Below are 26,681 nucleotides of genomic sequence, written 5' to 3'. Positions count from 1 at the left end.
AACGCCCGGACCGCCGGCCGTTCAAACTTCTAAGCCCTCTCCCTCTGGGGAGAGGGAGGGAGACGCGCGCTTGCGCGGCGGAAGGGTGAGGGCACGCGCTGGCGTTGCGCGTGCCCTCACCCTCGGCGCTGGCGCGCCTTTCCCTCTCCCCTGAGGGGAGAGGGTTTCAGCGATCAGGCGTCGACGGTCACTACACCACGGCGGATCTGGTCGAGTTCGATGCTCTCGTACAGCGCCTGGAAATTGCCGTTGCCGAAGCCTTCATTGCCCTTGCGCTGGATGATCTCGAAGAAGATCGGCCCGAACATGTTCTCGGTGAAGATCTGGAGCAGCAACCCCTCCTCGCCGACATTGCCGTCGATCAGGATGCGGTTGCGGCGCAGGCGTTCGAGGTCGTGGCCGTGGTTGGGCACGCGCTTGTCGACCAGCTCGTAATAGGTCTCGATCGTGTCCTGCAGCTTGACGCCGCGCGCGCGCAATTTCTCGACCGTCTCGAAGATATCGTCGGTAGTCAGCGCCAGATGCTGGATGCCCTCGCCGTTGTAATCCTTGAGGAATTCCTCGATCTGGCTCTTGTCGTCCTGGCTTTCGTTCAGGGGAATGCGGATCGCGCGGTCGGGCGCGATCATCGCCTGGCTGAACAGGCCGGTCGCCTTGCCCTTGATGTCGAAATACTTCTGCTCCTCGAAGCCGAAGATCTGGCCGTAGAACTCGGCCCAGGTCCGCATCTGGCCACGCTTCACGTTGTGCGTGAGGTGGTCGAGCAGGTCGAGCCCGACATTGTTCTCGGCTTCCGCTTCAGCCGCGCCCGGAACCTGGTTCCAGTCGTCGTACAGGCTGCCCGCAGCACCGTGCCGGTCGACCAGATACAGCAGCGAGCCGCCGATTCCCTCGAGCACGTAGCTGCCCTCGCCGAGTGCACCCGTGCTGGCATCCGCCGCCTTGGCGCCGCGCGCGATCGCCGCGTCGAACGCTGCCTTGGCGTCATGAACGCGGAACGCCATGCCGCTTGCCGACGGTCCGTGGTCGGCGCGGAATGCCGCCGCATGGCCACCGTCTTCGCGGTTGAGCAACAGGTTGATGCGGCCCTGCTTGTACCGGGTCACCGCCTTGGTCGGGTGGGTCGAGGCGGCGACGAAACCGAACTGCTCGATCTGCGCGGCCATCCGGTCGGGATCGGGCGAGGTGAATTCGGCGAACTCGAACCCGTCGAGACCCATCGGGTTTACGTCCATATGGTCCATGACTCGATCCTTCGATTGGTATCCGTTGTTACCAATCTGCCGTCTTGATCAACTGGTGTCAATCGTTACGATCTCGCTATGGCTGACCGCGCGCTCGTCCTGGACGATTTCATCCCATATCGCCTGTCGATCACCTCGAACCTCGTGAGCGAGGCGGTGGCCGATACGTATGAGGCGCTGTTCGGGCTGACGATTCCGGAGTGGCGGCTGGTCGCCGTGGTGGCCGAAGCCGGCGGGATCACGCAGCAGCAGGTGGGCCAGCAGACCCGCATGGACAAGGTCACGGTCAGCCGCGCGGCGATCGCGCTGGTCGAGCGCGGGCTGATGCAGCGGCATGCGAACCCCGACGATCGGCGGTCGCATCTGTTGCGGCTCACGGACGACGGCCGCACGCTGTACGCGTCGGTCGCACCGAAGGCGCTCGATCTGGAGCGTCGCATCTTCGCTGGGTTCTCGGGCGCGGAGGTCGAGCAATTCGTCGCGATGCTGCGGCGGATCGATGCCGTGACGATCGACCTGGTTCAAGACTCCCACGGCGGGATCGGCGACCAGAGGCCGCGCAGATAATCGAGCAGCGCGGTCGCACCCGACGACACCGGCCCGCGCGCGTGCACCGCATAGATCCCGACATCCGCAGACCCGGCCAGCGCGGGCAGGACGCGGACGAGCCGGCCGCTCGCCAGGTCGGCGCTGACGTCCCACAGAGACCGCAGCGCGATGCCCACCCCCGCCAGCGTGAGTTCGCGGACGACTTCGCTGGAGTTGGTCGCGACATAGCTCGGGCGGTCGATCGTGACGGCGCCGTCGGGGCCGGCAAGGCGCCACGGCATCTGACCCTTCGCCGCGAGCAAGCGGTGCGTCTTGAGATCGGCTACTTCGCACGGCGCGCTGTAGTCTGGTGCCGCGCAGAGGACGCGACGGCTGTCGGCGAGGCGGTAGCCGGTCAGACTGGGCGGCACCGCAGGCGCGATCCGGATCGCGAGGTCGAGCCGGTCGCCGATGACGTCGGCATATCCGTCGGACAGATCGAGGTCGAGTTGGACCCCCGGGTGCGCGTCGAGGAACGGCTTGAGGTGCGGTGCGATATGGAGGCGGCCGAAGGAAGTCGGCGCACTGACCCGCAGCGGCCCGGTCGGCGTCTCGGCGCGATCCGACACGCGCGCCTCGGCATCGCGGATCGCGGCGAGGATCGCCACCATGTCGCGGTGATACGCAGCCCCCCGAGCGGTCAGCTCGAGCCGGCGCGTGGTACGGTTGAGCAACCGTACGCCGAGCCGCGCCTCGAGCCGCGCGATCCGCTTCGATACCATCGCCGGGGAGATGCCGAGCGACCGCCCCGCGGCGCTGAGGCTGGTGGTGCGGACGACTTCGGCGAAGAGCACGATATCGGGGTCCATTCGTTCTCCAGGCGATCAACAGCTTTCGTTTTATAGTGTCTAGTGGCGAAGGTGGCGGGCGTCTATCGTGCTGCCAGAGCAGAGGAGAGCAGCATGGCCGAGATGATCGAAAAGGCAGGTCTGAAGATCGCCGCGCCGCTTGTAGCGTTCATCGACACGCAGGTGCTGCCGGGCACGGCGCTCGATGCCGCCGCGTTCTGGCAGGGCGTTTCCGACATCTACGCCCGGTTCGCACCCGAAAATGCCACGCTGCTCGCGGTGCGCGACGACCTCCAGGCGAAGATCGATGCGTGGCACGAAACCCGCGCCGGCAGACCGGTCGACCAGCCCGACTATCAGGCGTTCCTGCGCGAGATCGGCTATCTGGTCGAAGAGCCGGCGCCGTTCGCGGTCGCCCCGACCAACGTCGATGCGGAAGTCGCCACGCTCGCCGGCGCGCAGTTGGTGGTGCCGATCCTCAACGCGCGCTTCCTGTTGAACGCCGCGAACGCGCGGTGGGGAAGCCTGTACGATGCGCTTTACGGCACCGACGCGATTGCCGGTGCGGCGTCCGGTAAAGGCTATGACGCCAGCCGTGGCGCGCAGGTGATTGCCTGGGCGAAGGCGTTTCTCGACGATGCCGTGCCTTTGGCACGTGGGTCGTGGACCGACTGGACCGGCGGCACGCCCGAGCTTGCCGATCCCAGCCAGCTCGTCGGGCATGCGGCGGACAACCTCCTGTTGCGTCACAACGGCCTGCACATCGAACTGGTGATCGACGCTCAGCATCCGATCGGTCGCGACGATCCGGCGCATTTGGCCGACGTCGTGCTCGAATCCGCGCTCAGCACGATCGCCGACCTCGAGGATTCGATTGCCGCGGTCGATGCCGAGGACAAGGTCGCCGCCTATGCCAATTGGCTCGGGTTGATGAAGGGCGATCTGACCGCCAGCTTCGACAAGGGCGGCCGCACGGTCACGCGGTCGCTCGAACCGGACCGGCCGTACACCGCCCCCGATGGCAGCGCGTTCACGCTGCCCGGCCGCAGCCTGATGTTCGTGCGCAATGTCGGCCATCTGATGACGACGCCCGCGGTGCTGCTGGCGGACGGCGGCGAGGCGCCCGAGGGCATCCTCGACGGCATCGTCACGTCGCTGATTAGCTTGCACGATCTGAACGGCACGGGCCCGATCCGCAACAGCCGCGCGGGCTCGATCTACATCGTCAAGCCGAAGATGCACGGCCCCGACGAAGCCGGTTTCACCAATCGGCTGTTCGACGCGATCGAGGATCTGCTCGGCCTCGCGCGCCACACGATCAAGGTCGGCGTGATGGACGAGGAGCGCCGCACCTCCGCCAATCTCGCCGCGTGCATCGCGGCGGTGAAGGACCGGGTCGTCTTCATCAACACCGGCTTCCTCGATCGCACCGGCGACGAGATGCACACGTCGATGCGGGCCGGGCCGATGATCCGCAAGGGCGACATGAAGGCCTCGTCGTGGATCAAGGCGTATGAGGACCGCAACGTCCAGATCGGCCTCGCCTGCGGGCTTAGCGGCAAGGCGCAGATCGGCAAGGGCATGTGGGCCGCGCCCGATCGGATGGCGGACATGCTCGCGCAGAAGATCTCGCATCCGATGACCGGCGCGAACACGGCCTGGGTTCCGTCGCCGACCGCAGCGACGCTGCATGCGACGCATTACCACCGCGTCGACGTGTTCGCGCGGCAAGCCGAACGCAACGCGGAACCGATCGCGCCGCTCGATGCGCTGCTGACGATCCCGGTAGCGACCGGGCACAACTGGCAGCCCGAGGAGATCCGCGAGGAACTGGAGAACAATGCGCAGGGCATTCTCGGCTATGTCGTGCGCTGGGTCGACCAGGGCGTCGGCTGTTCGAAGGTGCCCGACATCCACGACATCGGCCTGATGGAGGATCGCGCGACGCTGCGGATCAGTTCGCAGCATATGGCGAACTGGCTGCTCCACGGCATCGCAACGCCCGACGAGGCGGACGCGGCGCTGCGGCGGATGGCGGCGAAGGTCGATGCGCAGAATGCGGGCGATCCGCTCTACCGGCCGATGGCGGGGCATGAGGACGAAAGCCTGGCGTTCCAGGCCGCCCGCGCGCTGGTGTTCGATGGCCTCGCGCAGCCGAGCGGCTATACCGAGCCGCTGCTCCACGCGTTCCGCGCGCGAGCCAAGGAAAGGGACGCCGCCTGATGCCGCTCTATGCGATCGAGGGACACCGCCCGACGCTGGCGGACGACGTGTGGGTTGCGCTGTCCGCCGACGTGATCGGCGACGCGCGACTGGGGGAGGGGGCGAGCGTCTGGTTCGGCGCCGTCATCCGCGCGGACAACACGCCGATCGTCGTCGGCGCGCGGACCAATATTCAGGAGGGTGCGATGCTGCATTCCGATCCTGGCGCCCCGTTGACCGTGGGCGAGGGCTGCACGATCGGCCATCACGCGATCCTGCACGGCTGCACGATCGGCGACAACGTGCTGGTGGGGATGGGCGCGACGATCCTCAACCACGCGGTGATCGGCGAGAATTGCCTGATCGGCGCGAACGCGCTGGTGACCGAGGGGAAAGTGTTTCCCGCGGGCAGCCTGATCGTCGGCGCGCCGGCGAAGGCGGTGCGCGCGCTGTCGCCCGAGGCGATCGCCGGGCTTAAGCTGTCGGCCGCGGCCTATGCGGCCAAGCAGCGTGTCTATGCGGAAGGGCTCGAACGGATCGACGACTAGGGGCCAGCGCACGGCGCCGGCCCCCGTGCATTACAGGCCGAAGCGCAGCGTCGCGCGGAAATCGCGACCCGCAAGCGGGGCGAAGTCCTTGAGGAAACTCGTCGCACGCCGTGCGTTCACGTCGAACAGATTGTTCGCGCTCAGCAGCAGCGTCGTCTTCGAGTCCTTGCCGAACGGGCTCAGGCCGATCGAGGCGTTGACCATCGTGTAGTCATTGGTCTTCGTCTCGAACGCGGCGATGCGGTTCTGGTCGAACACATGCTCGACCTCGACGCGACCGTTGATCCGGTCGCCCTGCGCCTCGATCCCGCCGAGCACGCGCATCGGCGGGATGCGCGGGACCGGGCCCTGGTCGACGATGTTGGCGTGGACGTAGTCGCCGAGCACGTCGGCGTTGACCGCATAGCCACCGATCTGCGCAAGCTTGACTGACGCATCCGCCTCGAACCCGTAATAGCGCGCGTCGGCCTGTTGATACTGGAAGCAGGGCAGATCGACCACGCGCCCGGATGGAGTGGCGGCCGCCTGGCAAACCGACGCTGCGACCTGGTTCTCCGAGATATAGTTGGAGAACCAATTGTAATAGGCGGACGCGTCGAAGCTGAAGCCATCGCCATGCGCATGCAGCGTGCCTTCGAGCCCCCACGACTTCTCCAGCCTGAAGTTGGGGTTGCCCAGTTCGTAGGCCTGCGTGCCGGCGTGTGCGCCATTCGCGAACAGCTCCTCGCCCGAGGGCGCGCGCTCGGTCCGCGATCCGTTCAGCCCGACCCGGATGCTGTCGGTGAGGGCATAGGATGCACCGAGCGACCCCGATACCGAATGATAGCTCTGGCTGCCGCGGAAGAAGCGCAGATCGTCTTCGGGCGTGCGCGCGGCGAGATCGGTGATCTCGTAGCGCAGACCGCCCTCGGCGCGGAACTTGCCGGATTCATACTGTTGCAGCGTGAACAGCCCGGTCTGGTTGGTCTCGTTCTTCGGCAGAAACGCCTCGTCGCCGACCACGTTGAAGATCCGGTTGTAGAACTGCACGCCCGAAGCACCCTGCCAGCCACCGCGGTTCGCCTGGACGATTTCGAGGCGCCCTTCGAGGCCCTTGTTGTAGAATGCGGTGCCGACCGACCCGTCTTCCTCGAGCTCGAAATGGCGATAGCTTGCCTGCCCGACGCGGACGCGGATCTTGCTGATCAGGTCGCCGCCGGTATCGATCTCGCCGCGCAGGTCGACGCGGTTCTGGACGATATCGAGACGCGGCGCTTCCTGCTCCTGGCCGGGCAGCGTCGCATAGCGGATCGGCACGCCGTACAGGCTGTCATAGTGGCTGTACGACACGCCGAGGCTACCCGTGTCGGTGATTATCGCGGCGCCGGCGCCGGCGGTCCAGGTTTCCGCCTGCGTGTTGGGCAGCTTGCCCTTCAGCCGGGCGGAGGCGGCGTAGTCGATCGGATCGGCCTCGTTAGGATCGACGGGCACCGCTGCAGTCGCCAGCGCCTGTGCGCGCGCATCGCGCGAGAGGATGTAACCGCCGGTGCGCAGATCGCCCGACTTCAGATACGAGCCATCCGCGTGCAGCACGAGGTGCTGGCCGACCGCGACGTCGCCGGCCATGCCGCCCGAGCGCTCGTCGGCGGCCGAGCCGTAATTCGCGATCCCGTTCACGCGATAGCCGGTCTCGGGCACCGAGCGCGGGATCCGCGTGTCGATGACGTTGACGACACCGCCGACAGCCGACGTGCCGTAAAGAAGCGCGCTTGGCCCGCGGAGGATTTCGATGCGCTCGGCGAGCAGCGGATCGATGATGACCGCGTGGTCGACCGAGGTGTTCGAGACGTCGATCGAGCCGATCCCGTCGGTGAGCACGCGGATGCGATCGCCCTGGAAGCCGCGCAGGATCGGGCGCGACGCACTCGGGCCGAACGAACTGGCGGATACGCCGGGCTGCCGCGCCAGAGTCTCGCCGAGCGACGGGCGCAGCTGACGCGTGAGTTCCTGCCCGGTCAGCACGGTCGTGCCCTGTAGCACGTCGCGCTCGCTGGTCTGGAGCGGTGCGGTAACGATGATATCGCGCGGGTTCGTCGCGCCGACCGGCGTTGGGGGTGGGGCAGGGGTGGCAGCATCCGCGGGTGCAGTCTGCGCGTGCGCCTGAGTGGCGAGGAGTGCAGCCAGGGCGGTGGCTCCAAACAGCATCGTCTTCATCAAATTCCCTTTGGTCTTCCCTGTATGACAACCCGGGTATGTTTAATGATACATCATATCAAGTGACAATATCGCCATGATCGGTAATGGCCATCATGCTGTTGCCGCGTTGCAACATGCGCGGCGGACGCGCTGGGCGCGGGAGTCGTGCTCGCCGCGTCGGCGCTCACCCTGCCGTGATCAGCGTCTTGATCCGGCCGGCAAGTGCCTCCATCGCGAACGGCTTGGTCATCACATGCATGCCCGGATCGAGCAGGCCGTTGCCGATCACCGCATTTTCGGCATAGCCGGTGATGAACAGGATTTTCAGCGCGGGCCGTCCGATCCGCGCGGCATCCGCCATCTGGCGCCCGTTCATCCCACCGGGCAGTCCGACATCGGTCACCAGCAGGTCGATCCGCGCGTTCGACTGAAGGATCTTGAGCCCTGCTGCGCCATCGGCTGCCTCGATCGCGGCATAGCCCAGTTCCTCGAGCACCTCCATCACCAGCATCCGCACGGTCGGTTCGTCGTCGACCACCAAGACGGTCTCGCCGGCGCGTGCCCGCGGCGCATCCGCGAGTTCGGCATCGACGTCGGCGCTCTCCGCCTCGCCGAAATGTCGTGGGAGATACAGGCAGACGTTGGTGCCTTCACCGACCTCGGAATAGATCCGGATGTGACCGCCGGACTGGCGCGCAAAGCCATAGATCATCGACAGGCCGAGCCCGGTACCGAGTCCGAGCGGCTTGGTCGTGAAAAAGGGATCGACCGCCTTGGCAATGATCTCGGGCGTCATTCCCGTGCCGGTATCGGAGACGCATAGCGAGACATATTGCCCAGGTTCGAGATCGCGTTCCTGCGCGATCCGCGTGTCGATCCAGCGGTTTGCGGTCTCGATCGTCAACCGGCCGCCCTCGGGCATCGCGTCGCGCGCATTGATGCACAGGTTGAGCAGCGCGTTCTCGAGCTGGTTGGCATCGACCAGTGTCGTCCACAACCCGACCGACTCGACCACTTCGGTCTCGATTCCCGGTCCGACCGTGCGCCGAACGAGGTCCTCGAGACCAGAGACGAGCCGGTTCACGTCGGTCGGCCTGGGATCGAGTGTCTGGCGACGCGAGAAGGCCAGCAGCCGGTGCGTCAGCGCAGCGGCACGCTTGGCAGCGCCTTGCGCGGCGAGCGAATAGCGTTCGACGTCGTTCAACCGTCCTTGCGCGATGCGGATGCCAAGCAGTTCGAGGCTGCCGGTGATACCGGTCAGCAGATTGTTGAAATCATGCGCGATGCCGCCCGTCAGTTGGCCGACGGCTTCCATCTTCTGGCTCTGGCGAAGCGCCTCTTCGGTCGCCATCAGTTCGCGCGTGCGCGCCGCGACCTGCTCTTCCAGCGTCTCGTTCCAGCGCGCCATTTCGGCGGTCTGGCGGCGGCTGTCGTCGATATCGGTGTTGGTCCCGACCCAGCGCAGGATCGTGCCGTCGGCGGCGCGCACCGCGTCGGCGCGGACCAGGAACCAACGATAGACGCCGTCCTTGCCACGCGCGCGAAACTCGACGCCGTACCGTTCGCCCGTTCCCAGAGCATGGTGCCAAGCGTCTGCCGCCGCTGGATAGTCTTCGGGATGAATCTGGTTGGCCCAGGTCGTCATGCCGTCGAGCGCGCCGGGTTGCAGCCCGTTAAAGGCATAAACTTGCTGGTTGAACCAATAGAGATAGCCATCGGGGCGCGCCGCCCAGATCTGGTTCGGGACGGCTTCGGCGAAGACGCGGAACTGCTCCTCGCTGGCTCGCCGATCCGCTTCGGCGCGTAGTCGTTCGGTCGCGGACCGGACGCGGTCGGCAACCTCCCGCATCAGCAGCAGGTCGTCGTCGCTCCAGGCGCGCGGCACAGCATTGTTCGCGTAGAGCAACGCGACGAAATCATCCTGCTCGACGAGCGGCATGTTGACGAACGACGCGGCGCTGATTGCTTTCAGCACGGGCGCGGTCGCCGACGTCCGCGCGTCGAGCGCGACATCGGTGATCGCGACGGTGCGGCCGAGCTTCAGATCCTCGATATAGGAGCCGTGATCGCGAAACTTGAGCGTTCCGGCGATCGTCGTCACGCCTGGCGCGTTCCAGTCGCGTTCGACGGTGATCGTCTCCCGCACCGTGTCGATGACGCCGTATCCAACCCGGCTGACGTTTAACACCGTACCGAGGATTCGCGATGCGACATATGCGATCTCGTCGGGGTCCGTCAGGTCGCGGATCGCATCGCCCAGTTCGAGCAATGCGTTTTGCCGCAGATCGGCCTGTTTGCGGGCGGTGATGTCGAAGCTGACACCGGGGAAGCGCAGCGGCGTGCCATCAACGGCAAGGCGGCACCGGCCCTGCGCAGCGACCCAGCGGACCGCGCCATTAGGCTGGAGGATGCGATATTCCGCCGAGAAATCCCCGCCCGTTTCCATCGCATCAGCAATCTGCGTGCGGACGGCGGGCAGATCGTCGGGGTGTATCCGACCAAAGAATTGCTCGAGCGGCGCACCCTTGCGACCCGTTTCGGCGGGAACACCGTACAGGTGCGTGAATCGATCGTCCGCCTTGACCCGATCGGTGGGAACATCCCAGTCCCACGTTCCTATTCCGTTTCCAGCGGTCAGCGCCTGGTTGAGCCGTTCCTCGCTCTCCTGCGTGACGATCGCGGCGCGGCGACGATCGGACACATCGTTGAACAGGATCGCGACCATGCGCGCATCGGGGGTGCCGATCCGGAACGCGTGGACCTCGAACCACCGTTCCATCTGTTCGGATCCGTGATCGAACCGCACGGATTCGCCGGTCAGCGCGACTTTCCCGTAGGTATCGAACCAGAATCGCTCGAGATCGGGGACGATCTCGCGTGCGGTGCGACCGACCACGTCGGTCAGACCGGTCTGCGCCTCGAACTGCGGGTTGACCTCGATGAACCGGTAATCGCTCGCGGTGCCGTCGGGATCGAAGATCATCTCGACGATGCAGAACCCCGCATCGATCGCTTCGAACAACGCCCGGTATCGCTCCTGCGCCGGGATCAGTGTCTCGGCCGATGCCGTCGGAGAAGGGGGAGACTGCATCACGCTCGTATTTCGACAAGAGGGGTAGGGTAACAGACGGATAGGATCGGGATGGACAGGATCGGGCCACGCAGCAAACGCACACCGCCGGCAAGACGATCCATCATCCCCGCCGCATCCGCCGCGTATCCAGGGCGCATAGTCGGTACCCCATGCCACACCTTCGACCAGTATGGCTCCGCGACGAGCAGGAGCCGTCCTGCCAGCGCATTTTTCAGCCCTTTGGCTGAGGGCGGAAGAGCAATAGCGCGGTCATCACCCCGTCGATCCCGCCCGAAGATAGGTCAACCGCTTCGATGCAGATCGGACGTCGATCCGCGCTAGACCTTGGCCAGCGCGTCAGGCAGCAGGCGTGCCAGTCGGTCGGCCCATGCCGAACACCCGTCGGTCGAGCCAAGCAGATCTTGCCGCACCTCGATCTCGGCATATGGCCGCCGTTCGGGATAGGCGTGACGCGGGATCGTATAGTCGATCAGGTCCATCCGGTAGGGCTGGTTGTCGCCGACAACCAGATCCGCCTCCTGGCGCAGCACGTCGAGCAGCGCATGCGCGAACGCGGTGTCGCCGCCGTCATGCAGGATGCCGATATGCCAGGGGCGGTCCTGATCCCGCAGCGCGCCCTGCATCGCCGGCGTGAAGCTGTGCAGCGCGACCAGTACCGTCGCCATTCCCGCCGCATCGCGCCGCGCGATCTCGTCTGCGATCGCCGCCTGGTAGGGCGTGTGGATTTCGGCAAACCGCGCGGCGCGGGCCGCGTCGTCGAGCGCGGCGTTGCCCGGCACGACCGTCGCGTCGCTGACCTCGGCAATCAGATCGGGCTGGCTCGGGCTGCGGTTGCAGTCGATCACCAGCCGCGAATAGGTCTGACGGACGAACACCGCGTCGAGCCTTTCCGCGAGCAGCGCGCCGAGTTCGCCGATGCCGATGTCCCAGCCGATATGCCGCGACAGGTCCGTGTCGCTCAGCCCCAGCGACCCCAGCGCCTGCGGTACGGCATTTCCGGCATGATCGCCGATCAGCAGGAACGATGACGCGCCTTTGGGGTTGACCACCATGACCGGTGCGGCATCTTCGGTCCCAAGCAGCGATTGGCTGGCAGTGCTGTTCATGCGACGTGGATCCTCGATGCCATCTCTAACGCTTTCTCATGTAACCAAATACGCGTATCGCCAACCGGTTGCGTTCGGCGAGCACCGGATCATGGTTCGGCCGCGCGAAAGCTACGACCAGCGGCTGATCGACACGCAGCTCGCGATCACCCCCGAGCCCTGTGACGTGCGCTGGCTGCACGACGTGTTCGGCAATGCGGTCGCGATCGCCAGCTTCGACAAGCGCGCCAAGGACCTCGTGATCGACAGCCGCGTCCGGCTCGATCACAGCCCCGCCGAACTCCAGAACGTCGATATCGAACGCTATGCGCGCTTTTATCCGTTCACCTATTCGTCGGAGGAAATGCCCGACCTACTCCGTTCGATCGAGCGCCAGCATCATGATCCGCTGCGCCAGATCGACACCTGGGCGCGGCGCTTCGTCGCGCCTGGCGGGCAGACCGATACGCTCGCGATGCTCTCCGAAATGACCGCGGCGATCAAACGCGAGTTCACCTATGTCCAGCGGCCCGAAAAGGGCACGCAATCGCCGATCGAGACGCTTGCGCGGCGCAAGGGCACGTGCCGCGACTATGCAATGCTGATGATCGAGGCGGTTCGCGCGCTCGGTTTCGCGGCGCGGTTCGTCTCGGGCTATGTCTACAATCCGACACGGCGGGAGAGCCGCACCGGCGGCGGCAGCACGCATGCCTGGGTCCGCGTGTATATCCCCGGTTCGGGGTGGGTCGAGTTCGATCCGACCAACGGCATCGTCGGCAACCGCGGGCTGATCCGCGTCGCGGTCGCCCGCGATATCTACCAGGCGGTCCCTGTGTCCGGCACCTGGAGCGGCTTTCCCGGCAGCTTTCTCGACATGACAGTGTCGGTCGACATCACCGTCGACGAGGATGAGACGGTCATGCAACATACATCGCTAACAGCTTGAATAGGGGGACATCGATGCTGATCCGCGCTGGCTATGACATTCGTTTCGAAACCGACGTCGAGACACCGATGCTGGCGATGCTCAGCGTGCACCCGTCGCGCAACAAGGATTTCGTGACGCCGCACCGGATCGCCGCGGGTCCCGACGTGCCGACCTATGATTATCTCGACGCGTTCGGGAACGTCTGCACGCGCTTCACGGTGCCGAAGGGCGGCCTGACGCTGTCGTGCGACTTCACGATCGAGGATAGCGGCCTGCCCGATCCGGTCTCGCCCGACGCGGTCCAACACGCGGTGCAGGATCTCCCCGACGACATCATCATCTATCTGCTCGGCAGCCGGTATTGCGAGACCGACCGCTTGTCGGAGACCGCCTGGTCGCTGTTCGGGCACATTCCCGCGGGCTGGCAGCGCGTCCAGGCGATCGTCGACTTCACGCACAATCATGTCGAGTTCGGCTATCATTTCGCGCGGTCGACCAAGACCGCGTGGGACGTCTATCAGGAACGCCAGGGCGTCTGTCGCGATTTCGCGCATCTCGCCGTCACCCTGTGCCGCTGCATGAACATCCCGGCGCGCTACTGTACCGGCTATCTCGGCGACATCGGCATCCCGCCGGTCGACGCGCCGATGGATTTCTCCGCATGGTTCGACGTGTATCTGAGCGGCACGTGGCACACGCTCGACGCGCGTCACAACCGGCCGCGGATCGGCCGCATCCTGATGGCACGCGGCCGCGACGCGACCGATACCGCGCTGACCACCAGCTTCGGTCCGGCGCGTCTGGTCGGGTTCGACGTCCACACCGACGAGGTGGAGCCGGCGGGCTAAACCGGGTATCGCCGCAAGTTAGCCCTTGTCGCCTGTAGCGCGTTCGGCCTAACGGCACCGATCCTTCAATTTATGCTGCGATGCACAACATGACCTCGACCCCAGACCAGTCCGCTCCCGCCAATGCCAACGCGCTGCTGCTGCAGGCGATCGCGCTGCGCAAATGCATTACCGCGACCTACAACCGGATGGTCTGCACGCTGGCCCCGCACATCCTCTATACCAAGCATGATGACGTGTTCGTCGATGCGATCACGCTCGAGCGTGATGGCCAGCCGCCGAAAGAGATCAAGCTAGGGACGTTCAAGCTCGCGGGGCTGAAGGATATCGAGGTCACCGACCGGCCGTTCGTCCCCGATGCGATCTTCAACCCGGGCGACATCAAATACGACCGCGTCACGCTGTTCGTCGTCGACCGCACCTGACGCCGCAACCATCCTCCCCGTCCGGGTGAGGGTCGGCACGCCGTCATGCAGCAGGCGGCAACCACGCCGTCTCGATCTCACCATAGCGATCGGTGAAGCCGGTCGCCGCGACCAGCGCCGCTTCGTCGACGATCTTGACGCGGCGCCCGGTCCGTTCGATCACCCCGGCCTTCTCCAGCGCGCGGATCGTCCGGTTGACGTGCACCTTGGTCAGCCCGAGCGCGTCGCCGATATCGGTCTGCGTCAACGGCAGGTCGAACGAGTCGACGATCCCGCCCGCGGTCACGCGCAGCCGCGCCATGATATCGAGCAGCAGCGTGGACAGCCGTTCGCTCGCCCCCATCCGGCCGATCGTCGTCAGCCGGTCGCTCATCGCGACATTCTCCGCGGCGGCGATCGCATAGAGCAGCCCGGCGATCCGCGGTTGCGCGCGGAACAGCAGCCCGAGCGCGGTCTTGGGCATCTCGATGACGATGCAGTCCGAGATCGCGGTCAGCGTCGCCGCCGCCTGCGACCACGCCATGCTCGACGTGCCGATCAGGTCGCCTGCATAATGGAACCGCAGGATCTGCCGGCCCCCCGTGATCAGTTTGGTCGACGAATGCAGCCAGCCCTGCCGGACGACGTACAGCGCATGGCTTTCGCCCCCTTCCGCCATCAGTACGTCGCCGGCCTTCAGGCGCCGTTCGCCCTTTTCCGCCTGCAGGATCGCTTCCCGCTCCGCATCGGTCAGGTCGAGATGTCGACTTAGCCGCGCGATCAAACCGCTCAATTGCATCTTCGTGCCTTACGTCCACGCCCCATGAACGGATATCGTTCGCACGAACATCGCGCAGCGGGAAGGGGGAGGACCGCTTTTCCGCCGGTTTCGCGCAAGGAAACGCTGTGCTAGTCGCCGCGCAACAAGCCTCGGCAAGCGAGGCGACACGGAGATGGCATGCTGAACGATTTCGATTTCGCGCTGGGCGAATCGGCGGACATGATCCGCGAGAGCACGCAGCGGTTCGCCGCGGACAAGATCGCGCCGCTGGCCGCGAAGATCGATGCGGACGACTGGTTCCCGCGCGAGCTCTGGCCGGCGATGGGCGAACTCGGGCTCCACGGCATCACCGTCGAGGAGGAATATGGCGGCCTCGGCCTCGGCTATCTCGAACATGTCGTCGCGGTCGAGGAAGTGTCGCGCGCATCGGCGTCGATCGGGCTCAGCTACGGCGCGCATTCGAACCTGTGCGTCAACCAGATCCGCCGCTGGGGGAGCCCTGAGCAGAAGGCCAAGTATCTGCCCAAGCTCGTCTCGGGCGAGCATGTCGGCAGCCTCGCCATGTCCGAGGCGGGCGCCGGCTCCGACGTCGTCTCGATGAAGCTGAAAGCGGTCAAGACCGACGCGGGCTACGTCCTCAACGGCACCAAATTCTGGATCACCAACGCGACGTACGCGGATACGCTCGTCGTCTATGCGAAGACCGGCGAAGGCTCGCGCGGGATCACAGCGTTCCTGATCGAGAAGGACATGCCCGGCTTTTCGATCGGCCAGAAGATCGACAAGATGGGGATGCGCGGGTCGCCGACCGCCGAACTCGTGTTCACCGATTGCGTCGTGCCCGCCGAGAACGTCATGGGCCCCGAAAATGGTGGCGTCGGCGTGCTGATGTCGGGCCTCGATTACGAGCGCGCGGTGCTCGCCGGGATCCAGCTCGGGATCATGCAGGCGTGCCTCGACGTGGTGATCCCGTACGTGCGCGAGCGCAAGCAGTTCGGCACGCCGATCGGGCAGTTCCAGCTGATCCAGGCGAAGGTCGCCGACATGTACGTCGCGCTCAGCTCGGCACGCGCGTATGTCTACGCGGTCGCCAAGTCGTGCGACGCGGGCAAGACCACGCGGTTCGATGCGGCAGGGGCCATCCTGCTGGCGAGCGAGAGCGCGGTGAAGGTGTCGCTCGAATCGATCCAGGCGCTCGGCGGGGCAGGGTACACCAAGGACTGGCCGGTCGAACGCTTCATGCGCGATGCCAAGCTGCTCGACATCGGTGCGGGCACGAACGAGATCCGCCGCATGCTGATCGGCCGCGAACTGATCGGTGCCGCCCCCAAGGTGGCGCAGTGACGCGCCTACTGCTCCCCTCCCGCTTGCGGGAGGGGTCGGGGGAGGGCACGCCACAAGCGTCCTCCATTGCCGCATTCCCTCCCCTAACCCCTCCCGCAAGCGGGAGGGGAATCAGATGACCGCCCCCGTCCTCACCTCGGCGCTCTCCCCCGACAGCGAGACCTTCCGCGCGAACGCCGCGCACAACCGCGCGCTCGCCGAAACCCTCCGCGACGACGTCGCGCGCACCGCGCTTGGCGGTTCGCCCAAGTCGCGCGAGCGCCACACGTCCCGCGGCAAACTCCTCCCCCGCGACCGCGTCGAACGCCTCCTCGATCCCGGTTCGCCGTTCCTCGAAATTGGCCAGCTCGTCGCCAACGGCCTCTACGACGATGAGGTCCCCGGCGCCGGCGTCATCGCCGGCATCGGCCGCGTGTCCGGTCGCCAGTGCATGATCCTGTGCAACGACGCGACGGTGAAGGGCGGCACCTACTTCCCACTGACCGTCAAGAAACACCTGCGCGCGCAGGAAATCGCGCAGGAAAACCGGCTTCCCTGCATCTACCTCGTCGACAGCGGCGGCGCGAACCTGCCGCACCAGGCGGAGGTCTTTCCCGACCGCGATCACTTCGGCCGCATCTTCTTCAACCAGGCGCAGATGTCCGCGCTCGGCATCCCGCAGATCGCCTGCGTCATGGGCAGCTGCACCGCCGGCGGCGCCTACGTTCCCGCGATGTCCGACGAGACGATCATCGTCCGCGGGCAGGGGACGATCTTCCTCGCCGGGCCTCCGCTCGTGAAGGCCGCCACCGGCGAGATCATCTCCGCGGAGGAACTCGGTGGCGCCGACACGCATGGCCGCCGGTCGGGCGTGGTCGATCACGTCGCCGAGAATGACGACCACGCGCTGACGATCGTCCGCGACATCGTCTCGACGCTGCAACCCCAGGCGCAGACCGCGGTCAACCTCCAGCAGCCCAGACCGCCCAAATTCGCGCCCGAAGAGCTGTACGGAATCGTCCCGAGCGACGTCCGCGCGCCCTACGACGTCCACGAGGTCATCGCGCGGCTGGTCGACGGCAGCGCGTTTAACGAATTCAAGGCGCTCTACGGCACCAGCCTCGTCTGCGGGTTCGCGCATATCTGGGGCATCCCCGTCGCGATCCTCGCCAACAACGGCGTGCTGTTCAGCGAGAGCGCACAGAAGGGCGCACACTTCATCGAACTCGCCTGCCAGCGCAAGATCCCGCTGCTCTTCCTCCAGAACATTTCGGGCTTCATGGTCGGTGGCAAGTACGAGGCGGAAGGCATTGCGAAACATGGTGCAAAGCTCGTCACCGCGGTCGCCACCGCGACCGTGCCGAAGATCACCGTGCTGATCGGCGGCAGCTTCGGCGCGGGCAATTACGGGATGTGCGGTCGCGCTTACTCACCCCGCTTCCTGTTCACCTGGCCCAACAGCCGGATCAGCGTGATGGGCGGCGAACAGGCGGCGTCAGTGCTCGCGACCGTCCACCGCGACGCGGATGGCTGGACGCCCGAACAGGCCGAAGCGTTCAAGGCCCCCGTCCGTCAGAAATACGAGGACGAGGGCAATCCCTGGTACGCGACCGCGCGGCTGTGGGACGACGGCATCATCGATCCTGCACAGACCCGCGACGTCCTGGGCCTCGCCTTCGCCGCGACGCTCAACGCCCCCATCCCCGAACGCCCCGCGTTCGGCGTGTTCCGGATGTAACCCGATGATCCTGCTGTCACTTCTTCTTGCCGCCGGGCAGGTCACCCCGGTCCAGCCGATCGTCAAGGGCACCGGCCTGCCGCCCGGACCCATGACCGAAGACGCCGGCGTCATGGTCCCGATCGATGCGCTCTTCGCCGCGCTGGCCGCACGCGACGGCCAGGCGATCCTCGCGCAGGTCCGTCCCGACGGCGGCGCCACCGTCGCCGAGGAAAAGCCCGACGGCACGCGCACCGTGCGCCGCACGAGCTGGCCCGAATTCGCCGCATCGATCAAACCCGGGCCTGAGCGCTACGCCGACCGCCTGACCGATCCCGCGGTCGATATCGACGGCGACATCGCGATGGTCTGGTCGCCCTATGTCTTCACGATCGACGGCAAGGTCGCGCATTGCGGGACGGATCACTTCGACATGGTCCGCGACGCGGGCCGCTGGAAGATCGCCAACATCACCTGGTCGAAGCGCACCACCGGCTGCGCGAACTGATATGGCCTGTCCTACATCGACCGGATCGGCTTATGCGGGGATTGCCATGACGATAGCATCGATCCTGACCACAGATAGTGACGCTCGCAAGGCATACCCTTGCGCGAAGTGCGCATCGCGCGAGCGTGTGAACTTTGTGAACTTCACTCGGCTCAATCGATGATCGAGTCGCTCCTGATCGCCAACCGCGGCGAGATCGCCTGCCGCATCATCCGCACCGCGCGCAGCCTCGGCATCCGCACCGTCGCGGTCTATTCGGACGCCGACGCGAATGCGCTTCACGTCCGACACGCCGATGAAGCCGTCCATATCGGCGCGTCCCCGGCGCGCGAAAGCTACCTTGTCGGCGACCGCATCATCGCCGCCGCGCTGGCGACTAGCGCCGAGGCGATCCACCCCGGCTACGGCTTCCTGTCCGAGAATGCCGACTTCGCGCAAGCCGTGCTCGACGCCGGACTGATCTGGGTCGGACCCAACCCCGCCAGCATCCGCGCGATGGGGCTGAAGGATGCGGCCAAACAGCGGATGATCGCCGCCGGCGTCCCCGTCACCCCCGGCTATCTCGGCGGGGACCAGTCCCCCGAACGTCTCAAGGCCGAGGCAGACGCGATCGGCTACCCCGTCCTCATCAAGGCGGTCGCGGGCGGCGGCGGCAAGGGCATGCGCCGCGTCGACACCGCGGCAGAGTTCGCCGACGCGCTTGTCTCGTGCCAGCGCGAAGCGGCCTCGTCGTTCGGCAACACCGACGTCCTGATCGAGAAATACATCCTCTCACCCCGCCATATCGAGGTGCAGGTCTTCGGCGACAGTCACGGCGACGTCGTCCATTTGTTCGAGCGCGACTGTTCGCTCCAGCGCCGCCACCAGAAGGTGATCGAGGAAGCGCCTGCGCCGGGTATGGACGCCGAGACGAGAGAGGCCATCTGCGCTGCTGCGGTCAAGGCGGCCAAGGCGGTCGACTATGTCGGTGCCGGCACGATCGAATTCATCGCCGACGCCAGCGAAGGCCTCCGCGCCGACCGCATCTGGTTCATGGAAATGAACACGCGGCTCCAGGTCGAGCATCCGGTCACCGAGGAAATCACCGGCCAGGACCTCGTCGAATGGCAGCTCCGCGTTGCCAGCGGCGAGCCGCTGCCGTTGCGGCAGGAAGACCTCGCGATCGACGGCTGGGCGATGGAAGCACGGCTCTATGCAGAAGATCCCGCCAAGGGTTTCCTGCCCTCGATCGGCATGCTCGACCGCTTCGATCTCGGCACCGGCGCGCGCGTCGATACCGGGGTAGAGCAGGGGGCTGAAATCTCACCCTTCTACGACCCGATGATCGCCAAGGTGATCGCTTGGGGGCAAGATCGCGAGACCGCGCGCGAAGCGCTGGCGGAGGCGCTCGACGGCGCGGTCGTCTGGCCGGTACGCTCGAACGCCGGATTCCTTGTCGAAGCGCTCGACCACCCCGACTTCGTCGCAGGCACGCTCGACACCGGTCTGATCGCGCGCGAAGGCGACAGGCTCATGCCGCCGACGCATCCGACCGAAGAGGCGTTGGCGGAGGCCGCGGGCGCGCTCATCTCGACCGATCCGATCGCCGGCTTCCGCCTCAACGCCGCCCCCCGCCGCAGCGCGACGTTCCTGCTGGACGGCGAACCGGTCGAGGTCGAGCTCGACGGACAGGGCGGAACCACGCCCGCGTTCGAGGATGTCCTCATCTCCGAAGCGGGGCAGACGTGGCAGTTGAGGCCTTGGCGCGCGTCCGGCGTAGCGGCGGGCGCAGCGGCGGACGGTGCGATCCTGTCCCCCATGCCGGGCCGGATCATCGCGGTCGACGTCGCGGCGGGCGACAGCGTTACAAAGGGGCAGAAGCTCGTCACGCTCGAGGCGATGAAGATGGAACACTCCCTGACCGCCCCGTTCGACGGCACCGTCGCCGACCTGACTGCCGTCGAGGGCGGCCAGGTGACCGAGGGCACCATGCTTGTGCGCATCGAGAAGGATAGCTGATGGCCGGCCGCTATTATGACGACTGGACCATCGGCGACCGGATCGACCATGAGATCCGCCGTACGGTGACCGAGACCGACAACCTCCTGTTCTCGACGATGACGCACAACCCGCAGCCGCTCCATCTCGATGTCGAGGCGGCCAGGGCGAGCGAGTTCGGCCGGATCCTCGTCAACGGCACGTTTACCTTCGCGCTGATGGTCGGGCTGTCGGTCGGCGAGACGACGCTGGGCACGCTTGTGGCGAACCTCGGCTACGACAAGCTGGTCCATCCCAAACCCGTCTTCATCGGCGACACGATGCGCGCGGAGACCGAGGTCACCGACCTCAAACCGAGCAAGTCGCGTCCCGAGGCGGGCATCGTCACTTTTACGCACCGCCTGATCAACCAGCGCGACGAGATCGTCTGCCAATGCCTGCGGACGGCGCTGCTCAAGCGCCGGGGTTAGGGGGCCGCCTTGCCCAGCGCCGTCTCGACCACCGGCGTGACCTTTGCCGCGATCTTGGTGACGCCGCCGCGATTGGGGTGGACATGGTCCGCTTGCATCAGCTGCGCATTGCCGATCACCCCGTCCAGGATGAACGGATAGAGCGTGGCGTCATACCGCTTGGCCAGATCCGGCCAGATCGTGTTGAACTGACTGGCGAAGTCCGGTCCCAGATTGGGCGGCGCCATCATGCCCGTCAGCAGCACCGGGATCCCGCGCCGCTTCGCCTCGTCGAGCATCGCCGTCATGTTCGCGCGCGTCTCGGCCGGTGCAATCTGTCGCAGGACATCATTGCCGCCGAGCCCGATCAGCACGAGGTCGGGCTTGCGCGGCAGGTTGTTCAGCGCGAACGCAAACCGCTGCCGCCCCGCCGCGCTCGTATCGCCCGAGACGCCTGCGTTGACGATCGTCGCATTGATCTCGTCGCGCCGTAGCTGCGCCTGCACCGCATCCGGCAAACTCTGCCCGCGATCGAGCCCATAGCCTGCATACAGACTATCGCCGAACGCCAGGATCAGCCGGCTCGGCCCGCTTGGGGCGGGCGTCGCCGCGACCGGCGCGAGCATATTCGTCGTGGGCGCCGGGGCAGGGGCTTCCGCGACCCGATCGCACCCGGCCAGAGCCGCCGCTTGGAGAAGCGCGAGAGCGCCCCCATAAAGAGGCCAGCGCCGCGTCTGTTTCTCCAAAATACTGGTCTCCATGTCCGAACCCGCTTCCGCCGATATGGTGATCTCTGTCCGCGATGTCACGCTGACGCTGGGTACCGCCAGCGCTGCGACCGAAATACTCAAGCGCATCGATCTCGACGTCATTCGCGGCACGAGCGTCGCGCTGCTCGGTCCGTCTGGTTCGGGCAAGTCGTCGCTGATGGCGGTGCTGTCCGGGCTCGAACGCGCGGGCGGCGGGCAGGTACACGTTGCCGGCCTCGATTTTGGTACGCTCGACGAAGATGGCTTGGCGCGAGCCAGACGCGGACGGATCGGCATCGTCCTGCAGGCCTTCCATCTGTTGCCGACGATGACCGCGCTTGAGAATGTTGCGGTGCCGATGGAACTCGCGGGGATGTCCGATGCCTTCGAACGCGCCGAGGCCGAACTCGGGGCGGTTGGCCTCGCACACCGTCTCACGCATTATCCGACGCAACTGTCGGGTGGTGAGCAACAACGCGTGGCGATCGCGCGCGCGCTCGGGCCGCGCCCCGATCTGGTCTTCGCCGACGAACCGACCGGCAACCTCGACGCCACGACGGGAGCGTCGATCATGGACCTGCTCTTCGATCGTCGCGCTGCGACCGGCGCGACGTTGATCATCATTACGCACGATCCACTGTTGGCAGCGCGGTGCGACAGGATCGTCGAGCTGGGCGATGGTCGGATCGTAGCGGATCGCCTGCGATGAGCGAATGGCGGCTCGCGTGGCGGCTTGCGCGGCGCGAACTCGATCTGCGGTTTCGCGGGCTGCGCCTGTTGCTCGCCTGCCTGTTACTCGGGGTCGGCGCCCTCGCCGCGATCGGCAGCTTGACGCAATCGATCGACCGCGAGCTTGCCGCGCGGGGCAGCACTATCCTGGGCGGCGACATCGAATTGGCCGTGTCCCAGCGCGTCGCGACGCCGGATGAGCGCGCTGCCCTCGGACGCCTAGGCGCGGTGTCTGAATCCATTCGGATGCAGGCAATGGCGGTGCGCGGCACCGATGGCGTGCCGATCGAGTTGAAGGGCGTCGATTCGGCCTATCCGCTCTACGGCGCGCTCACGCTGCGGCGCGGCGTGACGGCCAAAGCGCTCGACGCCAAGACGGTTCTGGTCGTGCCGGCCCTGGCCGATCGCCTGGGGGTCGCGCCCGGCGCCCAGCTTAGGCTGGGAACGGCGATGTTCACGGTCGGCGGGATCATCGCGGTCGAACCTGACCGATTGGGCGAAGGGTTCACGCTTGGTCCCGTCGCGATCGTCTCGCTCGCGGGAATTTCGCGTACGGCGCTTGTCCAGCCCGGCAGCCTTTACGAAAGCAAATATCGCGTCCGAATCCCGACAGACGCTTCACCGGCCGCGATGGTCGCGCGATTCAAGGCTGCGTTCCCGACCGGTGGCTGGGAAGCCAAGACACGCGATCGCGCCGCGCCCGGCGCCGACCGGTTCGTTGACCGCATGGGACAGTTTCTGCTTCTGGTGGGCCTGTCCGCGCTCGTCATCGCCGGGATTGGCGTGGGCAATGGCGTATCGTCTTATCTCGCCGCGCGCCGCGGCAGCATCGCCGCGCTGAAAGTCCTCGGCGCAACCTCGTCGATCGTCGCTCGGATATATATCCTTCAGGTCGCAGTCGTTGCAGGGCTCGGCATCGTCGGGGGCCTGATCGCAGGCGTGGGGACCGTGCCGGCGATTATTTGGCTTGCTGGCAACGCTCTGCCAGTCGCGCCACAGTTTGCCATCCAAGCCGCGCCGCTTGCGCTCGCCGCGGCTTACGGGATGTTGATCGCGCTCGCCTTTACCGCACCGCCGCTGATCGAAGCGGGACATATTCCGGCGGCGGGGCTATTGCGCGGTGTGTCGGGTGACCGGAATGTGCCGCGACGTATGACGCTTCCCTGGGTTGCGGCCGCAGCGTTCGTGATCATCGGCCTGGCGTTGTCGACCGCGGAACAGCCAGGTTTAAGCGCGGGCTTTCTCGCCGCGGTCGCGGGCGTGTTGATGATATTGGCCGGTTTTGGATGGGCCGTACGGCGTGGGGCGGCTTTGCTACCGCGATCGCAACGGCCGGTGCTGCGGCTGGTGATCGCTGGATTGCATCGGCCTGGATCACGAACCGGAACGCTTGTCGTCGCGCTTGGACTCGGCCTGACCCTTTTCGTGCTGCTTGCTGCCATCCGCACGAGCATCGAGGCGAATATCGCGCGGACGGTGCCGCAGCGCGCGCCGGCGCTGTTTGCGCTCGACGTGCCCCCCGACCGTGAAACGGAGTTCCGCCGCGTGATCGCCGGTGTCGCGCGTCATTCCGTGGTTCGGACCGTGCCCGCGATGCGCGGTACAATCACCGGCTACCGGCGCGTGCGCGTCGCCGACTTGAAGACCTTGCCCGAGGGTGCCTGGGCATTAAGGGGTGAGCGCGGGCTCACCTATGCAGCGACTCTGCCCGAGGGGAGCACGCTGACGACGGGGGCATGGTGGCCGCGCGATTATCGCGGGCCGCCGCTGGTGTCGATCGACGAGCGGTTGGCGAAGGCGCTCGATCTCAAGATCGGCGATCCGCTCAGCTACAGCCTGCTGGGGGTCGAGCGGACGGCGACGATAGCGTCATTTCGTCGGATCAGTTGGGACACGCTGGGGTTCAATTTCGTCATGGTGTTCTCGCCCAACGCTATTGCGGATGCGCCGCATAATTTGGCAGCGACGATCGATCTGGCGCCGGGCCAAGAGTCGCACGTAATGCGTGCTCTGCTCCCTCGCTTTCCGTCCGTATCGGTGATCGAGGTGCGCGGTGTGCTGGGTCAGGTCCGGACGATCGTGGCGCAGATGGCGACCGCGATCACCGCGGCGGCCTCGGTCGCGATCCTCGCGGGGATAGCCGTCCTGATCGGCGCGATCGCTGCAGCGCGGGAGGCGCGGACCTATGATGGGGTGATCCTGCGCACGCTTGGCGCGACCCGGTGGCAGGTACTGGCGGTTCAAGCGCTCGAATATGCGATTTTGAGCATCATTCTGTCGCTGCTCGCCTTATTGCTCGGTCTCGGCGGGGCATGGTATGTCGTGACGCAGCTGTTCATGTTCCAATGGCTGCCGGATTACGCGACCGTCGTTGCGACGTTGTTCGGTGGAGCTACGCTGACGATGGCGATCGGCTTGGCGGGTGCATGGCCCATTCTCGGTGCACGTCCTGCAGAGGCTTTGCGACAGCTATAGGCTGGCCACCTTCGGCACGTTTTGGCGCGCGCCGCGTTAAGCGAGCGTGAGGGCATCTCCTCATCAACCGATCCCGAGGGGCAAGACGCTGGCAGGCATGGACGCTATTGAGCACAGGGCAACCAGCCCATGGACGATGTCGGCACGCGAGTGGCTGAGCGTCCTGAAGCGCACCTGGGCCGAGGCGAGTGACGACAATATCGGCCTGATCGCAGCGGGTACGGCGTTTTACGGATTCGCAGCGATCGTACCCTTGCTCGCATCGATCGTCCTGATCTACGGTCTCGTTGCCGACACCGCCACGATCGTGGCCAACATTCGCGGCTTGTTCGATGTGTTGCCCGACGATGCAGCGCGCGTGATCGGCGATCAGCTGACGACGGTGGTCGGCACGTCCGAAGGCAAGAAGGGTTTCGGTCTCATCGTGGCGTTGGGGATCGCCTTGTACGGCGGTACGAAGGGCGCATCCTCGATCGTCACCGCGCTGAATATCGCCTATGAGCAGCGCGAAACGCGCGGATTCGTCACGATCAACGTGCTTGCGTTTACGATTACCCTTGGCGCGGTGGGACTTGCCTTGGCTGCCGTTGTGTCAATGGCTGCTTTCGCACTGCTCGACGGGCTGATCCCAGGTGCACCGGCCGTCCTGCTCGTGGCGATCCGGATCGTCAGCTATAGCGTGCTGGCTGCGCTGGGGATCACTGCGGCGGCGTGCCTTTATCGGTTTGGCCCGGACCGCACGGCGGCGAAATGGAGGTGGCTGACGCCCGGATCACTGGCGGCGACCGCGATTTGGCTGGCCGCTACGGTCGGCTTTGGCGTTTATGTGTCGCGGTTCGGCAATTACGGTGCGACCTACGGATCGTTGAGCGCGGTCATCGTGCTGCTGACCTGGCTATGGCTTTCAGCGTATGTCTTTCTGCTCGGTGCAGAATTGAACGCCGAACTCGAACGCGAGACCGACTGCGATACGACGGTCGGCGGGGACAAGCCGCTTGGCGAGCGTGGCGCGGCGGTCGCCGACTGGGCCATGTCCGAACAGCCGGATGTGGCGTCCCCGCAACCGAGAAGCGCCGGCGCGATCGTCGCAACAACGGGCACTGCGATCGTAGGGCTTCAGGTCGGCATCCCCGCATCCCTTCTGGCGCTCGGGGGGCTGCGGTTGGTGCGACGTGGCTCATCGGCCGCGGGTCTTGTCATGCTCGGCCTCAGCACGGCATTGGCTTGGCATAAGTGTGATCCGCGTTCGTCGCAGAATCCAAATGCGGCGAACACAAACCCATGAGGCCGTTGCGGCGCACCAAGCTTTTTTTTGACGGCGGCTGCAGGCCAAACCCTGGACTGATGGAGTGTGCGGTCGTCCTTAGAGGACACGCGCATTATCGGCACGACCTCGGTGAGGGAACGAACAGCGACGCGGAATGGCTTGCCGCGCTCTACGCTGTTGAAATCGCCCAGCGCCACGGCGAGCGTAATATCATATTGCTCGGCGATTCGACGTTGGTCGTCACGCAAGCGAACGGGCTCGCGCCATGTCGCAGCGCAAGCCTGGCTGCGCACCGTCAACGACTTGTCGACCGGCTAAGCGACTTCGACACGGTTCGCATACGTTACATCGGGCGGGCACAGAACCTTGCCGGTATCGCGTTGGCGAAGCTCCATCCGCGCTGACATGGTGCCCGTAGGTGCACGAGGGCGATGTCTGGGGCGTGCTGTGGCGCCAGAAATCCAAAAACTGCCACGGGACTGTAAAAAAGCGTTTGACGGGTTTGTGGCGTGGTCCTAAAGGGATGTCACCGCAGCGAACGGCCCCATGGTCTGGTTGCTTCGGTCGNCAAAAACTGCCACGGGACTGTAAAAAAGCGTTTGACGGGTTTGTGGCGTGGTCCTAAAGGGATGTCACCGCAGCGAACGGCCCCATGGTCTGGTTGCTTCGGTCGCAAAAAACCAGATGCTCCAAGCTTCTCGAAAGGGAGGTTATGCGAGTGTCGGTATTTTTGTCGGCTCTTTGACATTGTAGGTTTAGATGAAGGGACATGTGGGCGGCGGCTTGCGGTTTCCGGGCTCCT

Annotated in this window: 22 protein-coding genes; 15 read left to right on the top strand and 7 right to left on the bottom strand. The window is 65.8% G+C overall.

Annotated elements, in window-relative coordinates; genetic code table 11:
• Positions 1-173: 173 nt before the first annotated feature.
• Complete coding sequence (gene hppD, locus ASF00_RS08580; RefSeq protein ID WP_055877336.1) at positions 174-1,244, bottom strand: 4-hydroxyphenylpyruvate dioxygenase; 1,071 nt, start codon at positions 1,242-1,244, stop codon at positions 174-176.
• Positions 1,245-1,322: 78 nt separating this feature from the next.
• Between hppD and ASF00_RS08575 the strand changes: the two genes are divergently transcribed.
• A complete protein-coding gene (locus tag ASF00_RS08575; RefSeq protein WP_200910514.1) occupies positions 1,323-1,811 on the top strand; it encodes a MarR family winged helix-turn-helix transcriptional regulator in 489 nt (162 codons plus the stop codon).
• Here ASF00_RS08575 and ASF00_RS08570 read toward each other — a convergent pair.
• Positions 1,766-2,641, bottom strand: a complete 876-nt coding sequence (locus tag ASF00_RS08570; RefSeq protein WP_055877332.1) for a LysR family transcriptional regulator — start codon at positions 2,639-2,641, stop codon at positions 1,766-1,768. The genes ASF00_RS08575 and ASF00_RS08570 overlap by 46 nt on opposite strands.
• A gap of 93 nt (positions 2,642-2,734) precedes the next feature.
• Here ASF00_RS08570 and ASF00_RS08565 point away from each other — a divergent pair, with 93 nt between their 5' ends.
• Together ASF00_RS08565 and ASF00_RS08560 are read left to right on the top strand one after the other, a co-directional pair.
• Positions 2,735-4,843 carry a malate synthase G gene (locus ASF00_RS08565; protein WP_055877329.1) on the top strand — a complete coding sequence of 703 codons (2,109 nt, stop codon included), beginning with the start codon at positions 2,735-2,737 and terminating at the stop codon, positions 4,841-4,843.
• Positions 4,843-5,370 carry a gamma carbonic anhydrase family protein gene (locus tag ASF00_RS08560; RefSeq protein WP_055877326.1) on the top strand — a complete coding sequence of 176 codons (528 nt, stop codon included), beginning with the start codon at positions 4,843-4,845 and terminating at the stop codon, positions 5,368-5,370. The genes ASF00_RS08565 and ASF00_RS08560 overlap by 1 nt, the downstream gene beginning before the upstream one ends.
• 30 nt (positions 5,371-5,400) lie before the next feature.
• Here the strand turns inward: ASF00_RS08560 and ASF00_RS08555 are convergent, their stop codons facing one another.
• The 3 genes from ASF00_RS08555 to ASF00_RS08545 all read right to left on the bottom strand — a co-directional run bounded on the left by ASF00_RS08555 (position 5,401) and on the right by ASF00_RS08545 (position 11,745).
• The gene (locus tag ASF00_RS08555) at positions 5,401-7,563 is read right to left on the bottom strand and encodes a TonB-dependent receptor (protein WP_055877323.1); all 2,163 of its coding nucleotides are present in this window, start codon (positions 7,561-7,563) and stop codon (positions 5,401-5,403) included.
• Positions 7,564-7,729: 166 nt separating this feature from the next.
• On the bottom strand, positions 7,730-10,636 hold the full coding sequence (locus ASF00_RS08550) for a PAS domain-containing protein (RefSeq protein WP_082463335.1): 2,907 nt from the start codon (positions 10,634-10,636) through the stop codon (positions 7,730-7,732).
• A gap of 320 nt (positions 10,637-10,956) precedes the next feature.
• A complete protein-coding gene (locus ASF00_RS08545) occupies positions 10,957-11,745 on the bottom strand; it encodes an N-formylglutamate amidohydrolase (RefSeq protein ID WP_055877318.1) in 789 nt (262 codons plus the stop codon).
• Between the two features lie 16 nt (positions 11,746-11,761).
• Here ASF00_RS08545 and ASF00_RS08540 point away from each other — a divergent pair, with 16 nt between their 5' ends.
• From ASF00_RS08540 to ASF00_RS08530, 3 genes are all read left to right on the top strand, one after another.
• On the top strand, positions 11,762-12,670 hold the full coding sequence (locus ASF00_RS08540; protein WP_055877316.1) for a transglutaminase family protein: 909 nt from the start codon (positions 11,762-11,764) through the stop codon (positions 12,668-12,670).
• Between the two features lie 14 nt (positions 12,671-12,684).
• Positions 12,685-13,500 (top strand): transglutaminase-like domain-containing protein, encoded by an 816-nt coding sequence (locus tag ASF00_RS08535; protein WP_055877312.1) that lies wholly within the window; start codon positions 12,685-12,687, stop codon positions 13,498-13,500.
• Between the two features lie 89 nt (positions 13,501-13,589).
• Positions 13,590-13,925, top strand: a complete 336-nt coding sequence (locus ASF00_RS08530) for a hypothetical protein (RefSeq protein ID WP_055878679.1) — start codon at positions 13,590-13,592, stop codon at positions 13,923-13,925.
• Between the two features lie 43 nt (positions 13,926-13,968).
• Here the strand turns inward: ASF00_RS08530 and ASF00_RS08525 are convergent, their stop codons facing one another.
• Complete coding sequence (locus ASF00_RS08525) at positions 13,969-14,697, bottom strand: Crp/Fnr family transcriptional regulator (protein ID WP_162233424.1); 729 nt, start codon at positions 14,695-14,697, stop codon at positions 13,969-13,971.
• 165 nt (positions 14,698-14,862) lie between these two features.
• Here ASF00_RS08525 and ASF00_RS08520 point away from each other — a divergent pair, with 165 nt between their 5' ends.
• The 5 genes from ASF00_RS08520 (at position 14,863) to ASF00_RS08500 (ending at position 20,680) form a co-directional block, all read left to right on the top strand.
• The gene (locus ASF00_RS08520) at positions 14,863-16,029 is read left to right on the top strand and encodes an isovaleryl-CoA dehydrogenase (RefSeq protein WP_055877305.1); all 1,167 of its coding nucleotides are present in this window, start codon (positions 14,863-14,865) and stop codon (positions 16,027-16,029) included.
• Between the two features lie 115 nt (positions 16,030-16,144).
• Positions 16,145-17,746 carry a carboxyl transferase domain-containing protein gene (locus ASF00_RS08515; RefSeq protein WP_055877301.1) on the top strand — a complete coding sequence of 534 codons (1,602 nt, stop codon included), beginning with the start codon at positions 16,145-16,147 and terminating at the stop codon, positions 17,744-17,746.
• A 4-nt stretch (positions 17,747-17,750) separates the two neighbouring features.
• Positions 17,751-18,233, top strand: coding sequence for a nuclear transport factor 2 family protein (locus ASF00_RS08510; protein WP_055877298.1), 483 nt, complete (start codon positions 17,751-17,753; stop codon positions 18,231-18,233).
• Between the two features lie 159 nt (positions 18,234-18,392).
• Entirely contained in the window at positions 18,393-20,231 is a 1,839-nt protein-coding gene (locus tag ASF00_RS08505) for an acetyl/propionyl/methylcrotonyl-CoA carboxylase subunit alpha (RefSeq protein WP_055877295.1), read from the top strand.
• Positions 20,231-20,680, top strand: coding sequence for a MaoC family dehydratase (locus ASF00_RS08500; RefSeq protein WP_055877292.1), 450 nt, complete (start codon positions 20,231-20,233; stop codon positions 20,678-20,680). Before ASF00_RS08505 ends, ASF00_RS08500 begins: the two co-directional genes overlap by 1 nt.
• Here the strand turns inward: ASF00_RS08500 and ASF00_RS08495 are convergent.
• Positions 20,677-21,285, bottom strand: coding sequence for an arylesterase (locus tag ASF00_RS08495; RefSeq protein ID WP_156348266.1), 609 nt, complete (start codon positions 21,283-21,285; stop codon positions 20,677-20,679). The two genes, ASF00_RS08500 and ASF00_RS08495, sit on opposite strands and share 4 nt — an antisense overlap.
• Positions 21,286-21,418: 133 nt before the next feature.
• Here ASF00_RS08495 and ASF00_RS08490 point away from each other — a divergent pair, with 133 nt between their 5' ends.
• The 4 genes from ASF00_RS08490 (at position 21,419) to ASF00_RS08475 (ending at position 26,283) form a co-directional block, all read left to right on the top strand.
• Positions 21,419-22,117: an ABC transporter ATP-binding protein gene (locus tag ASF00_RS08490; RefSeq protein WP_055877285.1), complete on the top strand. Its 699-nt coding sequence runs from the start codon at positions 21,419-21,421 to the stop codon at positions 22,115-22,117.
• Positions 22,114-24,612, top strand: a complete 2,499-nt coding sequence (locus tag ASF00_RS08485; protein WP_055877282.1) for an ABC transporter permease — start codon at positions 22,114-22,116, stop codon at positions 24,610-24,612. The genes ASF00_RS08490 and ASF00_RS08485 overlap by 4 nt, the downstream gene beginning before the upstream one ends.
• Before the next feature lie 136 nt (positions 24,613-24,748).
• Positions 24,749-25,897 (top strand): YihY/virulence factor BrkB family protein, encoded by a 1,149-nt coding sequence (locus ASF00_RS08480; protein WP_235525701.1) that lies wholly within the window; start codon positions 24,749-24,751, stop codon positions 25,895-25,897.
• Positions 25,894-26,283, top strand: a complete 390-nt coding sequence (locus ASF00_RS08475) for a reverse transcriptase-like protein (protein WP_055877279.1) — start codon at positions 25,894-25,896, stop codon at positions 26,281-26,283. Before ASF00_RS08480 ends, ASF00_RS08475 begins: the two co-directional genes overlap by 4 nt.
• The last annotated feature ends 398 nt before the right edge of the window (positions 26,284-26,681 follow it).

It is taken from the genome of Sphingomonas sp. Leaf34 (assembly GCF_001421805.1).
GTDB lineage: Bacteria > Pseudomonadota > Alphaproteobacteria > Sphingomonadales > Sphingomonadaceae > Sphingomonas.
The sequence above is the reverse complement of the archived record's forward strand: the minus strand, read 5'-3'. Positions and strand labels throughout refer to the sequence as shown.

What these genes read in the sequence shown, in the direction of transcription:
- hppD (WP_055877336.1), bottom strand. Translation starts at nt 1,244, where the DNA reads ATGGACCATATGGACGTAAACCCGATGGGTCTCGACGGGTTCGAGTTC.
- ASF00_RS08575 (WP_200910514.1), top strand. Translation starts at nt 1,323, where the DNA reads ATGGCTGACCGCGCGCTCGTCCTGGACGATTTCATCCCATATCGCCTG.
- ASF00_RS08570 (WP_055877332.1), bottom strand. Translation starts at nt 2,641, where the DNA reads ATGGACCCCGATATCGTGCTCTTCGCCGAAGTCGTCCGCACCACCAGC.
- ASF00_RS08565 (WP_055877329.1), top strand. Translation starts at nt 2,735, where the DNA reads ATGGCCGAGATGATCGAAAAGGCAGGTCTGAAGATCGCCGCGCCGCTT.
- ASF00_RS08560 (WP_055877326.1), top strand. Translation starts at nt 4,843, where the DNA reads ATGCCGCTCTATGCGATCGAGGGACACCGCCCGACGCTGGCGGACGAC.
- ASF00_RS08555 (WP_055877323.1), bottom strand. Translation starts at nt 7,563, where the DNA reads ATGAAGACGATGCTGTTTGGAGCCACCGCCCTGGCTGCACTCCTCGCC.
- ASF00_RS08550 (WP_082463335.1), bottom strand. Translation starts at nt 10,636, where the DNA reads ATGCAGTCTCCCCCTTCTCCGACGGCATCGGCCGAGACACTGATCCCG.
- ASF00_RS08545 (WP_055877318.1), bottom strand. Translation starts at nt 11,745, where the DNA reads ATGAACAGCACTGCCAGCCAATCGCTGCTTGGGACCGAAGATGCCGCA.
- ASF00_RS08540 (WP_055877316.1), top strand. Translation starts at nt 11,762, where the DNA reads ATGCCATCTCTAACGCTTTCTCATGTAACCAAATACGCGTATCGCCAA.
- ASF00_RS08535 (WP_055877312.1), top strand. Translation starts at nt 12,685, where the DNA reads ATGCTGATCCGCGCTGGCTATGACATTCGTTTCGAAACCGACGTCGAG.
- ASF00_RS08530 (WP_055878679.1), top strand. Translation starts at nt 13,590, where the DNA reads ATGACCTCGACCCCAGACCAGTCCGCTCCCGCCAATGCCAACGCGCTG.
- ASF00_RS08520 (WP_055877305.1), top strand. Translation starts at nt 14,863, where the DNA reads ATGCTGAACGATTTCGATTTCGCGCTGGGCGAATCGGCGGACATGATC.
- ASF00_RS08515 (WP_055877301.1), top strand. Translation starts at nt 16,145, where the DNA reads ATGACCGCCCCCGTCCTCACCTCGGCGCTCTCCCCCGACAGCGAGACC.
- ASF00_RS08510 (WP_055877298.1), top strand. Translation starts at nt 17,751, where the DNA reads ATGATCCTGCTGTCACTTCTTCTTGCCGCCGGGCAGGTCACCCCGGTC.
- ASF00_RS08505 (WP_055877295.1), top strand. Translation starts at nt 18,393, where the DNA reads ATGATCGAGTCGCTCCTGATCGCCAACCGCGGCGAGATCGCCTGCCGC.
- ASF00_RS08500 (WP_055877292.1), top strand. Translation starts at nt 20,231, where the DNA reads ATGGCCGGCCGCTATTATGACGACTGGACCATCGGCGACCGGATCGAC.
- ASF00_RS08495 (WP_156348266.1), bottom strand. Translation starts at nt 21,285, where the DNA reads ATGCTCGCGCCGGTCGCGGCGACGCCCGCCCCAAGCGGGCCGAGCCGG.
- ASF00_RS08490 (WP_055877285.1), top strand. Translation starts at nt 21,419, where the DNA reads ATGTCCGAACCCGCTTCCGCCGATATGGTGATCTCTGTCCGCGATGTC.
- ASF00_RS08485 (WP_055877282.1), top strand. Translation starts at nt 22,114, where the DNA reads ATGAGCGAATGGCGGCTCGCGTGGCGGCTTGCGCGGCGCGAACTCGAT.
- ASF00_RS08480 (WP_235525701.1), top strand. Translation starts at nt 24,749, where the DNA reads ATGTCGGCACGCGAGTGGCTGAGCGTCCTGAAGCGCACCTGGGCCGAG.
- ASF00_RS08475 (WP_055877279.1), top strand. Translation starts at nt 25,894, where the DNA reads ATGAGGCCGTTGCGGCGCACCAAGCTTTTTTTTGACGGCGGCTGCAGG.